Raw genomic sequence first — 14,693 nt, 5'->3', positions numbered from 1 at the left:
GCAGAGAGGCCCGCGCACTGTCGATTACGTTGCCTGAGGCAACCTGAGCCGAGGCTCACCAGGCCGGCGTGGAGCCTTTGCTGATGTGGTGTTCCAGGAGGCGTGTCAACGTCCGGATGAGTTGTTCGCGTTCGGATTCTGGCAGGGGAGCGAGCAGCTCGTCCTGGATGGCGGCCACGAGGTTGTCCAGCCTGCGGAGGTGCCGGCGGCCGTCGGCGGTGATGGTGATGACGTTGCGGCGACGGTCGGCGGGGTCGGCGGCGCGTTCGACGTGGCCGCCGTCGGCGAGCTCGTTGATGACCCCGACCAGATCGCTGCGGTAGATCCCGGTCCGTCGGCTCAGCGTGGCCTGGCTCGCCGGACCGGAGTCCTGCAGCGCCACCAGTACGGCGTACTGCCACTTGTGCGCGCCCGCCTGAGCCAGACCTTCGGTCACCAGCCGCTCGGCGTACATCGCGGTGTGGTTCAGCAGTCGGCTCGGCAGATTCTGCAGCCGTGACGGTGGGCTCGAGGTGCCCATGCCGTCGTCAGTGCTGTCGCCGCTCGGGTTCATGGCACGGATCCTACCCGTTGCGTTAGTGACCCTAACGATGTAGCTTCGCTAGTGCGACTAACGTTAGTGGCATAAACGTTTTGGCCACTACCGATCGGAAGCTTGCCGCCAGCGCAACGAACTGAAAGGACTCTGCCCATGCCCACCATCGACGTACTCGACTCGACCATGTACTACGAGGAGCAGGGGAGCGGCACGGCCATCGTGCTGCTCCACGGCAACCCGGCCTCGTCGCACGTCTGGCGCAACATCATCCCCGGCCTCGGCGCGGGACGGCTGCTCGCGCCCGACCTGATCGGGATGGGACGCTCCGGCAAGCCCGGCGACGCCTACACCTTCGCTGATCACGCCCGCTATCTCGATGCGTGGTTCGACGCTCTCGACCTCGACCGCGTCATCCTGGTCGGCCACGACTGGGGCGGCGCGCTCGCCTTCGACTGGGCCTCGCGGAACCCCGAGCGCGTGCTCGGCATCGCCTTCTTCGAAACCATCGTCCGGCCGATGGCATGGGAGGAACTGACACCCGCCGGTCGTGAGCGCGCCGAACTGGTCCACACGCCCGCCGCCGAGGAGTCGATCCTCGAGCAGAACCTGCTGGTCCGGATGGCCTTCACGGGTGGCGTTCTCACCCCGGTGCCCGAGGACGATCTCGCGGCCTACCTCGCTCCCTACCCGACCCGCGAGAGTCGGCGGCCGCTGCTGGCCTGGGCGCGTCAGCTGCCGCTCGGTGGCGAGCCGGCCGAGCTGGTCGCGAGGATCGAGAAGTATGACGCCTGGCTGGCAGCCAGCGCCGGCGTACCCAAGCTGTTGATGACCTTCGAAGGCTCGCCCACGCTGCTGATCGGCAAGGATCTCGCCGACTGGTGCGCGAACAACGTGGCCGCACTGGAGACGGTCTCCGCAGGGGAGGCGGGGCACCACGCTCAGGAGGATCGCCCTGAGGAGATCACCGCCGCGGTGTCGGCCTGGATCGATCGCCACGCCTTGCGCTAGGGAACCAGCCGATGGCAACGGGAATTTGTGCTCGGCAGTGTTCCTTGGCGGAGGTTGTGAACAGTTCGGAGCGTGGACCTGACCTGTTCCGACGGTAGTCTGCGCTTGTAGGGTCGCCTGAACGTGGCAGCGCTGTCATCGACCTTTGGAGTCCGGATGTCCGTACCGATCTCGATCGTCCCCGCACCCCGTGACCTCGTCGCCGAAGAAGGTCAGTGGGTCAGTTCCGACCCGGATGCCGAAGCCGTCCGCACCGTGGTGGACAACCTCGGAGAGACGGAGTACCGGATCGACGTGACGCCTGACGGCGCCCGACTGTCCGCCGGCTCCAACGAGGCCCTTCGGTATGCGGAGCAGACCTACCGGCAACTGCTGGATTCCGCCTCGCCCGTCGAGGGTGGACTCGCGGTGCCGGCGGTGCGGATCGAGGACGCGCCGCAGTTCGGCTGGCGCGGGATGATGCTGGACGTCGCGCGCCACTTCATGCCGAAGGAGTTCGTGCTCCGGGTCATCGACGTGCTCGCGCTGCATCGGCTGAACGTGCTGCACCTGCACCTGACCGACGACCAGGGCTGGCGGGTCCAGATCGAGGCGTACCCGAAGCTCACCGAGGTCGGCGCCTGGCGGCCGGAGACCATGATCGGCAAGATGTCGCACGGCCAGACCGACTTCGAGTACGACGGGACGCGGCACGGCGGGTTCTACACCAAGGACGATCTGCGCGAGATCGTCGCGTACGCGGCCGACCGGGGGATCACCGTCGTCCCGGAGATCGACCTGCCGGGACACATGCAGGCGGCGATCGCGGCGTACCCGGAGCTCGGCAACAACCCGGACACGCAGCTCGGCGTACGGCAGATCTGGGGCATCAGCGAGGACGTCCTCAACGTGTCCGACGAGACCATCGACTTCGTCCGCACGGTGCTGCGCGAGGTGTTGGAGATCTTCCCCGGTCCGTACATCCACCTCGGTGGTGACGAGTGCCCGGCCAACCAGTGGCGCGAGTCGTTGGCGGCCAAGACCCGGCAGGACGACCTCGAACTCACTGACGCGGGCCAGTTGCAGGGCTGGTTCACCGCGCAGGTGGCGTCCGTACTCGCCGAGAACGGCCGACGGCTGGTCGGGTGGGACGAGATGGTGGAGACGGACTGCCCGAAGGACGCGGTGATCATGGCCTGGCGTGGTCCCGATCGTGGCGAGATCGCCGCGAAGGCCGGCCACGACGTGGTGATGGCGCCGAGCCAGTCGGTGTACTTCGACTACTACCAGGGCGATCCGGAGACCGAGCCGCTGGCGATCGGCAACTTCACCCCGCTCGAGAAGGTGTACGACTTCGAGGTGATCCCGGCCGGCCTGACCGCCGAGGAGGAGGCTCGCATCATCGGTACCCAGTGCCAGGTGTGGACGGAGTACATGGAAGGCCCGGAGCAGGTCGGCTACATGCTGCTGCCGCGGCTGTCCGCGTTCGCCGAACGCGCCTGGGGGTCGCCGAGGACGTCGTACGAAGACTTCCTCACCCGTCTCCGCCCGCACCTCGCCCGGATCGAGGCGCTCGGCCTGAACTACCGCCCGCTGGACTGACAAGAGCTTCAGCTGAACGGCGGACCGGTCACTCTCCGGTCCGCCGTTCGCCTTTGTTGTGACAGCAGGTAACTCCATAACCCGGGGTCCGGCCCGGCGGTTAGGGGGTGTAGACCGTCCTGTGTGATGCGGCGAGGCTTTGGCGCATCGGAGCCGAGGCGGGTTCGGGAGGACGGATGACCGCGGTGGGGCCGCTGGATGCGATGTTCCTGCTGGGCGAGACACGCGAACAGGCGATGCACGTCGGCGGTCTGATGCTGTTCGAGCTGCCGGAGGGCGCCGGGCGGGATCAGGTCTTCCCGGAAGGCAGTAGGGACTATGTGGCCCGGCTGTACCGCGAGATCATCGAGAACCAGGCGGTCAATCCGCTGTTCACCCGGCGGGTCCGGAACCGGAAGCTGGACCTGGGCTACTGGTCGTGGGACCAGGACCGCGAGATCGACCTCGATTACCACGTGCGCTTGTCCGGACTGGCCAGACCGGGGCGCTACCGCGAACTGTTCGAGCTGACCAGCCGACTGCACGGCACCCTGCTGGATCGCCATCGTCCGTTGTGGGAGATGCATCTGATCGAGGGCGTGCAGGGTCGCCGGTTCGCGATCTACAACAAGGTGCACCACTCGATGATCGACGGTGTCACCGCGTTGCGCTGGATGCAGGCGACCCTGACGTCCGACCCGACGCTGACCGGAATGCCCTCGACCTATGCGCTGCCCGACCTGTCCGGCAAGAAGAGCGCAACGCCGAACGACGGCGGCGGCCTGCCGACTGCCGCGGACCTGCTGGCGGCGGCCGCACGGATCCCGGGTGGAGCCATTGGTGGAGCCGGCCGAGCGGTCGGAGGAGCCGGGCGGTTGCTGGCTGAGCTGGCCGGGCTGTCCCCGGTCGGGCTCCGGAGCGCCCTGCATGCGCTGCAGTCGGAGCACTCGTCGGTCGCGTTCCAGGCGCCGCGGACGATCCTGAACGGGCCGATCACCGGAGCGCGCCGATTCGCGGCACAGTCCTGGCCGATGGAACGCCTGGAGAAGGTCCGGGCGATCACCGGCGCCACCTTGAACGACGTGATGCTCGCGATGTGTTCAGGTGCCCTGCGCAACTACCTGCTGGAGCTGAACGCTCTGCCGGACAAGACGCTGACGGCGATGGTGCCGGTGTCGCTGCGCGGGTCTGACAATGCCCCGGGGGGTGGGAATTCCCTGGCGACGTTGATCGCGGATCTCGCCACCGACCAGGCCGATCCCGAGCGAAGGATCCAGCGCATCATGGACTCGACGAGCTACGGCAAGGGTGTGTTGTCGCAGTTGAGTCCCCTGCAGAACTTGATGATCGGAGCACTCGGCCTGGGCTCGGCCGGACTCGCCGCGGTGGTTCCCGGGATGGCCGGCCGCACCCCACCGCCGTACAACGTGGTCATCTCGAACATCCCCGGCCCGACCACCAGCCCGCTCTACTGGAACCGCTCGCGCCTGTTAGGGATGTACCCGGCGTCGATCGTCCTCAACGGTCAGGCTCTCAACATCAGCGTCACCAGCTACGACCACCAACTGCACTTCGGCCTCACGGGCTGCCGCCGGACCGTACCCCACCTCCAGCGCCTTCTCACTCACCTCGAAGACGCCCTGACCGACCTCGAGACCCTCTAGCTGCCGAAGATCTGCGTGGTCAGTGGTCACAGCCGGACGACACCGTTGGGCGCCTGGAAGACGGCGGCCACCAGGCCGGGTTGACCATTCGGTCCGACCCAGGCGACGTCCAGATCATCCAGCAGGTGATCGGCCGGGTGTCCGATCCAGTCGGTCACCCGGGCCGGCTCGCCGGCGATCTCGAGGGCGGTCAGCTTGACGCCCTTGCCGCCGACCGACGGATGCTGGCTGAGGTCGTCCCAGTGGATGAAGAACGGGAGCTGCGGGTCGGCGATCAGGCCCTTCACGCCGAGCTGCCGCCAGGTGATGTTCATGCCGTCAGGCCGGTGCCGGTTGCCGGGCACGGCCTCGCGGCCGAGGCGCTTCTCCATCCGAGCCATGTCGCGGACCGCGACCACCCAGCCGAGCCAGCCGCCGCCCACCTCCTTGCGGGCGCGCACGGCCTGGCCGAACGGCGCCTTGTCGGAGGCGGGGTGGTCAAGCACGTCGACGACCTCGATGTAGCGGTCACCTTCGAGCGGCAGGATGTGGTTCACCGTGCCGAAGCGCGGGTGCACACCACCGTCGACGAACTCCGCGCCCAGCAGCGCGGACAGTCGTTCGACAGTCGCTCGGTACCCGTCGGGGCCGGCCGCATATGAAAGATGATCCAAGCGCATGCAAGTCATTCTGGGCCCAGCACTCGATCACTGCCGCCACCGGGGTGTCGCCAGACCGGGGCGGTGGGGTGGGGCAGAGTTGAAACTGACCGGGCGGCGCCTTACTTCGAAGCGGGGTGCGGTAGCAGCGGCTGCGGCGCCGCCAGGTGCTGACGGCAATACTCAGCCAGCACGTCGTACCCCTTGAGGCCCATCAAGGTCTGCAGTTCCACCTTGCTCGACTCGAACACGGCCTCGACGGCGATGTGCGCCTCGGTGTTCCCGGTGCAGTACCAGTCCAGGTCGTGACCGCCCGGACCCCAACCGCGCCGGTCGTACTCACCGATCCCGACCTCCGTGTACGACGTGCCGTCCGGCCGCTCGACCTCGCGGAAGGTGCGGCGGATCGGCAGTTGCCAGCACACGTCCGGTTTGGTCTCGACGAAGTGGATGCCCTGCTTCAAGGCCAGCCCGTGCAACGCGCAGCCACCGCCACCCGGGAACTCCGGGCGGTTCAGGAAGATGCACGCGCCCTCCCAGACCCGGGTCTTGCGGTCGCCCTCGTCGTCGGTCTCGACCCAGCCGTTCTTCTTGCCTTCCTTGCGGAACTGCCAGTCGTCGCTGGTCAGTTGCTTGACGTAACCCTTCACCCGCTTCTCGTCGTCGGAGTCGGAGAAGTGCGCGCCGAGCGTGCAGCAGCCGTCGTTCGGGCGGCCCTTGTAGATGCCGCGGCAACCACCGCCGAAGATGCACGTCCAGTTCGACGTGAGCCAGGTCAGATCACAACGGAAGACCTGGTCGGCATCGTCCGGATCGACGAACTCGACATAGGCACGGGGAAAATCGAGAGAAACCTCAGGCACCCGGAAAGCCTACGTCTTCCAGCGCGATACCTCGTCATGCCGTGCGGTAGTCCGCGGCGCCTGATGGGATCAAATCTGACCGAAGACCCCCGCGGGCCCGGTAGCCGCCCGCCGCGAGTCCAGTAGCGTGAGGGTATGCGGCTCGGCGTACTCGACGTGGGATCCAACACCGTCCACCTACTCGTGGTGGACGCTCATCGTGGTGCCGCGCCGCTGCCGGCGTACTCGCACAAGACCGAGCTCAGGCTCGCCGAGCACCTCGAGAAGGACGGCAAGATCGCCAAGGAAGGGGCCGACCGGCTGGTCTCGTTCGTCAAGGAGGCCGCCGAGCTCGCCGAGGACAAGGGCTGCGAGTCCGTGCTCGCCTTCGCCACTTCGGCTCTGCGGGAGGCCCCGAACGGCGAAAAGGTGCTGGAGCGCGTCCGCAGCGAGACCGGCGTTCCGCTGGATGTGCTGTCCGGACAGGACGAGGCCCGGCTGACGTTCCTGGCCGTACGACGCTGGTTCGGCTGGTCGTCCGGGCGGCTGGCGGTGTTCGACATCGGCGGTGGTTCGCTGGAGATCGCGGCCGGGTCCGACGAGGAGCCGACGGTCGCGGTGTCCGTGCCGCTGGGCGCGGGCCGGCTGACCCGGGAGTCGCTGACCGCGGATCCGCCGGACAAGGATGAGGTCAAGGCGCTGCGCAAGCGGATCCGGGTGGAGATGGCCGCGGTCGCGGGCGACGTACTGCGGGCGGGCAAGCCGCAGCGGGCGGTCGCCACCAGCAAGACGTTCCGGTCGCTCGCGAGGATCTGCGGCGCCGCTCCCTCCGACGAGGGCCCGTATGTGCCTCGCTCACTGGACCGGGACGACCTGCTCGAGTGGCTGCCGAAGTTGATCAAGATGACCGCGGCTGAGCGGGCCGAGCTGCCCGGCGTTTCGCCTGGCCGCTCCAGCCAACTGGTCGCGGGGGCTCTCGTCGCCGACGCGGCGATGGATCTGTTCGACCTGGCCTCGCTCGAGGTCTGTCCGTGGGCCCTTCGGGAAGGCGTGATCCTGTCCCGTATGGACCAGCTGCAACCCCGATGACCCGCGAAGGCAAGAACAGATGAGCACCCGCAAGACCGCCAAGATCGGCCTGTCCACCGCGTCCGTCTATCCGGAATCGACCGCGAGTGGCTTCGAGCTGGCCGCCCGGCTCGGGTATGACGGGGTCGAGGTGATGGTCGGGATCGACCCGCTGAGCACCCAGATCGATGCGGTGAAGCGACTGGTCGACTACCACCAGCTCCCGGTGCTGGCGATCCACGCGCCCTGCCTGTTGATCACCCAGCGGGTCTGGGGAACCGACCCGTGGGGCAAGCTCGAGCGCAGCGCAGAAGCCGCGAAGGACCTCGGCGCGGACGTCGTCGTCGTACACCCTCCGTTCCGCTGGCAGCGTGACTATGCGCGCGGTTTCGTCGAGGGGATCGCCAGGCTGGAGGCGGAGACCGGGGTCACCTTCGCGGTCGAGAACATGTACCCGTGGCGCGCGCCGGGCAAGGGCCTGCAGGCGTACGCGCCGAGCTGGGATCCGACGGAGCAGACCTACGCGCACACCACGCTCGACCTGTCCCACTCGTCGACGGCCGAACAGGATTGCGTCGAGCTGGCCGCGACGATGGGCGGCAGCCTCACGCACATCCACCTGACCGACGGCACCGGCTCCGCCAAGGACGAGCACCTCGTGCCGGGGCGTGGCACCCAGCGCGCCGCCGATCTGCTCACCGGCCTGGCGAACAGCGACTTCCGCGGCCACATCATCATCGAGATCAACACCCGCCGGGCGTCCAGCCGGTCCGAGCGCGAGGTCGACCTGATCGAGTCCCTCGAGTTCACCCGGAAACACTTCGTCCGCACCGCGGAAGGGGCCGTGTCCCGGCGGTCCGCGTTCGCCGTGACGAGCGACGGTGAGGTGTCGGAGCTCGACTCGTGACCGGCCGCCGCGCTTCAGCCCGTACTGCGGGCGCCGCAGCCTCGGGCCGTACTCCGGGACGCCGGCCGGGTGGTCCTGATACCCGTGGCGAGATCCTGCGGGCTGCCCGCGAATCCTTTGCGGGCAAGGGTTTCTCCGGTACTTCGATCCGCGCGGTGGCCCGCGAGGCGGGCGTGGACGCCGCCTTGGTGCACCACTACTTCGACAGCAAGGACGAGCTGTTCATCGAGTCGATGGCGCTCCCGATCGACCCGCGCCAGGTCGCCGCACGGGTCCTCACCGGTCCCCGCGAAGAGCTCGGTCATCGCATCGTCACGACCTTCCTCGGCGTTTGGGAATCGCCCGACGGGCAGCAGCGGATGAAAGCGATCTTGCGCAGCGTGGTCAGCAGCGACGAGGTGGCCCGGCTGATGCGCGAGGGCATCACCCAGATGATCATCGCGCCGGTCGCGGAAACCCTCGGCGTGCCCGACGCCAAACTGCGCGTCTCGCTGGTCGCCACCCAGCTGATTGGCATCGCCATGACCCGCTACCTGATCGAGCTCGACCCGGTCGCGTCGACTCCCGTCGCCGAGCTGGTCGACCGCATCGCCCCGGTCACCCAGCACTACCTCACGAACTGACTCCGCAGGTCTTGCCGGGCGTCCCGTCACGCGCTAAATTCATCACATGATGAAAAACGCGGTGGCGTGCCGGGACGTGGTGGTGGTCCGTGGTGAGCGGGAGGTCCTGCACGGGGTCTCGTTCGACCTCGCCGTCGGGTCGTTGACCGGACTGCTCGGACCGTCGGGCTGCGGCAAGACCACGCTGATCCGGGCCGTCGTGGGGCTGCAGGCCAAGGTCACCGGGGATGTCCAGGTGCTCGGGCTCCCCGCCGGGGCTCCCAAGCTGCGTGGCCGGATCGGCTATGTCACGCAGGAGCCCAGCGTGTACGGCGACCTGACCGTGCTGGAGAACCTCCGCTTCTTCGCCGCAGTACTGGGTGTGCCCTCGGACGACATCGATCGGGTGATCGATGCGGTCGACCTACGCAGTCACGCAGCTGAGCGCGTGGACAGGTTGTCGGGCGGTCAGCGGTCGCGGGTGTCCTTGGCGGCCGCGCTGCTCGGCAACCCCGAGCTGCTGGTGCTCGACGAACCGACCGTCGGCCTGGATCCGGTGCTCCGCCGCGACCTGTGGGAGTTGTTCCATCGGCTGGCCGACGGCGGCGCCACGCTGCTCGTGTCCAGCCATGTGATGGACGAGGCGAGCCGCTGCGACCGGCTGCTGTTGATGCGCGAAGGCGAACTGCTCGCCGACGACACCCCACGCGGACTGCTCGACTCCGTGGGAACCGACGACATCGAGCAGGCCTTCCTCACCCTGATCGACCAGAAAGCAGGTGCACGATGACTCCGCGAATCACCTTCGCCGTGGCGGCCCGGGTGCTGGCTCAGCTGCGCCGCGACCACCGGACCGTGGCGATGCTGATCGTGCTGCCGGCCCTGCTGGTCAGCCTGATGTGGTGGATGTTCACCGATTCACCGAGCACGTTCGACCGGGTCGGCGGACCGCTGCTGGCGGTGTTCCCGGCGATCATCATGTTCATCGTCACCTCGGTCGCGACACTGCGAGAGCGGTCCAGCGGCACGTTGTCCCGGCTGTTCACGATGCCGATGGGCAAGCTCGACTTCCTGCTCGGCTACGCGTTGGCCTTCGCGCTGATCGCCGTGGTGCAAGCCGCAGTGGTCGTCTCGATCTCGCTCTACGCGCTCGGCCTGGATATCCGTGGAGCCGCCTGGCAGCTCGGCGTGGTCGCTGTTCTCGACGGTGTCCTCGGCACTGCGCTCGGCCTGTTCGCGAGCGCCTTCGCCTCGACGGAGTTCCAGGCCGTCCAGATGATGCCGGCCGTGATGATCCCCCAGATCCTGCTCTGCGGACTCCTCGTCCCACGCGACGCCCTGCCCGGCGTACTGCATGCAGTCAGTGACGTGCTGCCCCTCTCGTATGCCGTCGACGCGGTCGCGGGAGTTGCCGCCGGCAACGGTTTCGGGTCCGGCGCGGGGACCGACGCGCTGGTGGTTCTCGCCTTCATCCTGGGCGCCCTCGCCCTCGGCGCCGCCACCCTCAAACGCCGAACACCCTAGAAACACAGTCCCCGGGCAGAGGCACCGGCGTGGAAACGCAATCCCGAGGGCAGGGTAGCGGTGTCATCGGACTACCTGGTGCGGATGGCCTGCTCGCCCACCAGCCATCTCTCCTGCCCGCTCAACCTTGGCCCTTGACCCTTTGACCCCCGACCCCGATCCCTTACCTCCGCCCTGACCCCTGACCCCCGATCCCTCGCCTCTGACCTCTGACCTCGATGACATAAGCAGAGGCCATCTGGTTATGTCATCATCGCTCCCGCTTCACATCTCGGAACCCAAAGTGATTGACCTGGTGTCATCCGGACCAACCCAGACCGCTCCGTCGGCGGCACGTTGGTCATTCGTGACAGCGGCACCTTGCTCACTCGTGACATAAGCACTCGCGGTCTGGTTATGTCGCCTGTTCATGGGGTGTGGATGGAGGGTGCCGATGACGCGAAGGAGTGAGTCGGCGCCCTACCGGGTCGGGGGGTCGTAGTGCACGGGATCTGCCGTATTCGTCGCTGCCGCGGATGAGGACTGACTGCTCAGTCGCCTTCGCGTCATACAGGTGGAACAACCCCGGATGCAGGTGGAACAACGCCGGTGCGACCAGGTCTGCCCGACTCGAGGCATACCGCGCTGGCGCCGTTGGCTCCTTAGCCGCGGAGGTGGCTGAGGTCGTCCCAGCCGGCGTCGGGGGAGACCTCCAGGTTGACCCGGCCGTGCTGCCAGCCGCCTAGCGCGGCCTGCAGTTGGCTGGCGGCCGGTGTGGTCCCGTCGACGTAGTAGTGCAGTGTCCGCGTGCCGGCCGAGGTCTCGTGGGCGAGGAGCCGGCCGGAGTCGCCCAGCCGGTCGGTGAGGTGATCCTCGAGATCGCGCAGGCTGTCCAGCATCTTGTCCTCGGGCAGCCCGTCCTGCCTGATGACGGGATAGCCGATCGAGATGGCGACGTGAGTGTCCAACTGGGGCCGGCGGATGGAGCGCAGCGGGTACTCCGCGGTCGCGATCAGCCGGTGACCGTTGACGGTGCCCTCCAGCATCCGCCAGGCCGGGCTACCGTCCTCCAGCGTGTGCTCGGAGGCGAACGAGGCGACCGCGGGCAACAGTGCACTGATCGGCTGGGCGTCGGCCGGGCGGGAGGCCAGCGTCTCGATCCCGCCGACCCAAGTCTCGACCATCTCCTCGCCGAGCATCAGATCGAGCATCAGGAAGGTCACCCGCTGCTGCACCTCTACGGGCAGCGCCGGGAAGGCCGGGTGGTGCACACCGACGTGCACCGCCGCCGCGCTGTCGTCCGGGTCGATCGTGACCAGCCCGGCCTCGATCGGGACCGGCGGCAGCCCCTCGAACTGAATGGTGAAGGCAGCGCCCGGGCGGCGTAGGTCGGCGTACTCCCAGAGCCGGTCGGACGGCGGCGCGGCGCGGAGCCAACGCCGCGCGATGCCGCGCACGGCCGGATCGCCCGCGGCCGTGACGACGAGGACGTGCTCGGCGTGCAGCCCTGGCCCGAGTTCCCAGTCCAGCCGGTCGTCGATCTGGCGGACGTGCTCCGAGATCGCGCCGCTGGTCTCGGCCGGCGCCTGGTGGGCGATCGCATCAGCGACCAGCGTCGCGCCAGTGCTGGTCCACCAGGACCAGAACTCACCGATCCGATCGGCGTCGGTGGCCCTGACCTTGCGGCGCTTGAAGATGGGCATGGCGCATCTTCTCTCGGACAGGGTCCAGCACACCAGCGAGGGCAGTGGTGTGGTCCTGGCCACAGGATTAGGGGACGTCCGGTGCAGCCGCGTAGCCTGCTGACACCCCTGGCAAAACGGGTGCCAGGTGGTGATGAGGAGGAACGCGAAGTGCTTCGGCGAGTCCTGCTGGGCGTGTCCCGCAGCCCCCAGATCAAGAAGGCCGTCTCGGCGATGCCGGTGTCCAGTGGCATCGTGGCCCGGTTCGTCGCCGGGGAGACCGCTCCGGAGGCCGTGCTGGCCACCGAGAAGCTGGTCAGCAACGGCCTCAACGTCAGCCTCGACCATCTCGGTGAGGACGTCACCGACATCGCCGCGGCCACCGCCACCGCCGATGCCTACCTCGAGGTGCTCAAGCAGCTGTCCGACGTCGGCCTGACCGCCCACGCCGAGGTCTCGGTCAAGCTCTCGGCCGTCGGCCAGGCACTGCCCGGCGACGGCGAGAAGATCGCCCTGGAGAACGCAAGGACCATTTGCCACGCGGCCCGCAACGCCGGCACCACCGTCACGCTCGACATGGAAGACCACACCACCACGGACTCCACGCTCGGCATCCTCCGCGAGCTCCGGCAGGACTTCCCCGAGACCGGCGCCGTGCTGCAGGCCTACTTGCGTCGCACCGAAGGCGATTGCGTGGACCTGGCCTACGCCGGTTCGCGGGTGCGCCTGTGCAAGGGCGCATACAAGGAGCCCGAGTCGGTCGCGTACCAGAACAAGCAGGCCGTCGACAAGGCATACGTCCGGGCGATGAAGATCCTGATGAACGGCGCCGGCTACCCGATGATCGCGTCGCACGACCCGCGACTGATCGCGATCGCCGGCTCGCTCGCCGACCGCGCCAAGCGCGAGCGCGGCTCGTACGAATACCAGCTGCTCTACGGCATCCGCCCCGAGGAGCAGCTCCGCCTGGCCCGCGAGGGCCACACCGTTCGGGTCTACATCCCCTACGGCGAGGACTGGTACGGCTACCTGGTCCGCCGCCTCGCGGAGCGCCCCGCCAACCTCCAGTTCTTCGCCCGCTCCCTGATCAGCAAGAAGTAGGTAGGTAGGCGGCGGTTACTGTGTGGCCATGACTAGTCAGGTGGCCATCCTCGGGGCCGGTGTGATGGGGGAGACGTTGCTGTCCGGGCTGCTGCGGGCCGGGCGGCGGCCGGAGGAGCTGCTCATCACCGAGCGGCGGGCGGAGCGCGCGACCGAACTGCGTGAGCGCTACGGCGTCGACGTGGTGACGAACGTGGACGCCGCCGCGAAGGCGGACACCCTCGTCCTGGTGGTCAAGCCGCAGGACATGCCCGACCTGCTCGCCGAGATCGCCCCGGTGATCCAGCCGTCCCAGACCGTGGTCTCACTCGCCGCTGGTATCACCACTGGTTTCATCGAGTCCCGGCTACCCGAAGGCGTCGCCGTCGTCCGGGTGATGCCGAACACCCCGGCCCTGGTCGACGAGGGAATGGCCGCGATCTCCCGCGGCGCGCACTGCGACGAGAGCCACCTGGTGCTGGCCGAGGGCCTCCTGGCCGCGACTGGCAGGGTCATCCGGGTGCCGGAGAAGCAGCAGGACGCGGTGACCGCGATCTCGGGTTCAGGCCCGGCCTACATCTTCTTCGTGGTCGAGGCGATGATCGAGGCCGGCGTCCACATGGGCCTGCCGCGATCCACCGCCAGCGAGCTCGTAGTACAGACCGTTGTCGGCTCAGCGAAACTCCTGCGCGAGACGGGCGAACACCCGACCGTCCTTCGCGAACGAGTCACCTCGCCGGGCGGGACCACCGCGGCCGCAGTACGGGAACTCGAAGACCACAAGGTCCGCGCCGCCTTCCTCTCCGCCATAGAAGCAGCCCGCAACCGTTCCCGGGCTCTCGCCGCCGAGTAATCCGCAAGCGCTTGCGCAACCTTGGCGGGCTGGAATACCACCGACCGGCCGTCCGCCGTTATTGTGGGCCGCCGCAGTCTGCCGCCGTTCGAGGGATGAGTCGATGTCGGGTCAGCTGATCAGGGCTGATGGGTCTATGGTCCCGCCCATGGGAAATCCTTCGGGCGGCACCGATGACGCTGCCGCACGTCCCGCGGTGGCCGAGCAGTTGCCGACGGTGCCCTGGCGAGTGCCGCTGGATCCGGCGCCGTGGTGGGCGTGGGCCCTGTTCGTGGTGCCCTTCATCGCCGTGCCCGCGCTGAACTCCTGGCTCTGGATGGGCGCCCGCGACTTCCTCGCGGTCGGCTTGTTCACGATCATCGGCGCGTCCGTGGTCCGCGTCGCCGGCGGGGTCGTGCTCTACCGCGTCGACGTCACGGCGGCCGCGGTCAAGGCGCGTACCAGCCTGCTTGTCCGCAGCCTCGCCTGGCAGGACGTGGATGACATCGCGATCGTCGATGACTCGGTGGTGCTCAGCAGCGGCAAGGACGAGAGCGAGATCAACGGCATCGCCAAGGGCCAGACGGCGCACGCCGCCGCCGTGATGCAGGCCGCCCGCGCCGACGCCGCGGACCGGCCCGTACGGCGGTCCCGCCCGCGCCCGGGGCTCGGCGTAGTACTGGTGCTCCTCTACCTGGTGCTTTCCGTCGGCGCGTTCCTGGTGCGGTGGCATCTGGTCTAGGTGGGTACCGGCTAGGCTCGGTGATAG

The 14,693-nt window shown here is 68.2% G+C and carries 15 protein-coding genes; 11 read left to right on the top strand and 4 right to left on the bottom strand.

Annotated elements, in window-relative coordinates; genetic code table 11:
* Positions 1 to 55: 55 nt before the first annotated feature.
* Positions 56 to 553, bottom strand: coding sequence for a MarR family winged helix-turn-helix transcriptional regulator (locus ABD210_RS12285; RefSeq protein WP_344111258.1), 498 nt, complete (start codon positions 551 to 553; stop codon positions 56 to 58).
* Positions 554 to 655: 102 nt separating this feature from the next.
* Here ABD210_RS12285 and ABD210_RS12280 point away from each other — a divergent pair, with 102 nt between their 5' ends.
* From ABD210_RS12280 to ABD210_RS12270, 3 genes are all read left to right on the top strand, one after another.
* Positions 656 to 1,546, top strand: coding sequence for a haloalkane dehalogenase (locus ABD210_RS12280; RefSeq protein WP_344111257.1), 891 nt, complete (start codon positions 656 to 658; stop codon positions 1,544 to 1,546).
* Between the two features lie 156 nt (positions 1,547 to 1,702).
* Positions 1,703 to 3,127, top strand: a complete 1,425-nt coding sequence (locus ABD210_RS12275; protein WP_344111255.1) for a beta-N-acetylhexosaminidase — start codon at positions 1,703 to 1,705, stop codon at positions 3,125 to 3,127.
* Between the two features lie 176 nt (positions 3,128 to 3,303).
* Positions 3,304 to 4,770 (top strand): WS/DGAT/MGAT family O-acyltransferase, encoded by a 1,467-nt coding sequence (locus ABD210_RS12270; protein WP_344111253.1) that lies wholly within the window; start codon positions 3,304 to 3,306, stop codon positions 4,768 to 4,770.
* Between the two features lie 26 nt (positions 4,771 to 4,796).
* Here the strand turns inward: ABD210_RS12270 and ABD210_RS12265 are convergent, their stop codons facing one another.
* Entirely contained in the window at positions 4,797 to 5,429 is a 633-nt protein-coding gene (locus ABD210_RS12265; RefSeq protein ID WP_344111251.1) for a VOC family protein, read from the bottom strand.
* Between the two features lie 101 nt (positions 5,430 to 5,530).
* Positions 5,531 to 6,271 (bottom strand): DUF3109 family protein, encoded by a 741-nt coding sequence (locus ABD210_RS12260; protein WP_344111250.1) that lies wholly within the window; start codon positions 6,269 to 6,271, stop codon positions 5,531 to 5,533.
* 135 nt (positions 6,272 to 6,406) lie between these two features.
* Here ABD210_RS12260 and ABD210_RS12255 point away from each other — a divergent pair, with 135 nt between their 5' ends.
* From ABD210_RS12255 to ABD210_RS12235, 5 genes are read left to right on the top strand one after another with little or no spacing between them, the layout of a single operon-like run.
* Positions 6,407 to 7,339, top strand: a complete 933-nt coding sequence (locus tag ABD210_RS12255; protein WP_344111249.1) for a Ppx/GppA family phosphatase — start codon at positions 6,407 to 6,409, stop codon at positions 7,337 to 7,339.
* A gap of 19 nt (positions 7,340 to 7,358) precedes the next feature.
* On the top strand, positions 7,359 to 8,225 hold the full coding sequence (locus ABD210_RS12250) for a sugar phosphate isomerase/epimerase family protein (RefSeq protein WP_344111247.1): 867 nt from the start codon (positions 7,359 to 7,361) through the stop codon (positions 8,223 to 8,225).
* Positions 8,222 to 8,848: a TetR/AcrR family transcriptional regulator gene (locus ABD210_RS12245; protein ID WP_344111245.1), complete on the top strand. Its 627-nt coding sequence runs from the start codon at positions 8,222 to 8,224 to the stop codon at positions 8,846 to 8,848. Before ABD210_RS12250 ends, ABD210_RS12245 begins: the two co-directional genes overlap by 4 nt.
* A gap of 46 nt (positions 8,849 to 8,894) precedes the next feature.
* Entirely contained in the window at positions 8,895 to 9,617 is a 723-nt protein-coding gene (locus ABD210_RS12240; RefSeq protein ID WP_344111244.1) for an ABC transporter ATP-binding protein, read from the top strand.
* Complete coding sequence (locus ABD210_RS12235) at positions 9,614 to 10,351, top strand: ABC transporter permease (protein WP_344111243.1); 738 nt, start codon at positions 9,614 to 9,616, stop codon at positions 10,349 to 10,351. The genes ABD210_RS12240 and ABD210_RS12235 overlap by 4 nt, the downstream gene beginning before the upstream one ends.
* Positions 10,352 to 10,992: 641 nt before the next feature.
* On the opposite strand, the gene ABD210_RS12230 is transcribed toward ABD210_RS12235, so the two are convergent.
* Positions 10,993 to 12,033: a DUF695 domain-containing protein gene (locus ABD210_RS12230; RefSeq protein WP_344111242.1), complete on the bottom strand. Its 1,041-nt coding sequence runs from the start codon at positions 12,031 to 12,033 to the stop codon at positions 10,993 to 10,995.
* Positions 12,034 to 12,183: 150 nt separating this feature from the next.
* Between ABD210_RS12230 and ABD210_RS12225 the strand changes: the two genes are divergently transcribed.
* From ABD210_RS12225 to ABD210_RS12215, 3 genes are all read left to right on the top strand, one after another.
* Positions 12,184 to 13,113, top strand: coding sequence for a proline dehydrogenase family protein (locus ABD210_RS12225; protein ID WP_344112044.1), 930 nt, complete (start codon positions 12,184 to 12,186; stop codon positions 13,111 to 13,113).
* A gap of 28 nt (positions 13,114 to 13,141) precedes the next feature.
* Positions 13,142 to 13,945, top strand: a complete 804-nt coding sequence (gene proC / locus ABD210_RS12220) for a pyrroline-5-carboxylate reductase (protein ID WP_344111241.1) — start codon at positions 13,142 to 13,144, stop codon at positions 13,943 to 13,945.
* Positions 13,946 to 14,093: 148 nt separating this feature from the next.
* Positions 14,094 to 14,666: a hypothetical protein gene (locus tag ABD210_RS12215; protein ID WP_344111240.1), complete on the top strand. Its 573-nt coding sequence runs from the start codon at positions 14,094 to 14,096 to the stop codon at positions 14,664 to 14,666.
* Positions 14,667 to 14,693 lie beyond the last annotated feature (27 nt).

The organism is Kribbella alba (assembly GCF_039529635.1).
GTDB lineage: Bacteria > Actinomycetota > Actinomycetes > Propionibacteriales > Kribbellaceae > Kribbella > Kribbella alba.
This window is presented reverse-complemented; position numbering and strand designations above follow the sequence as displayed.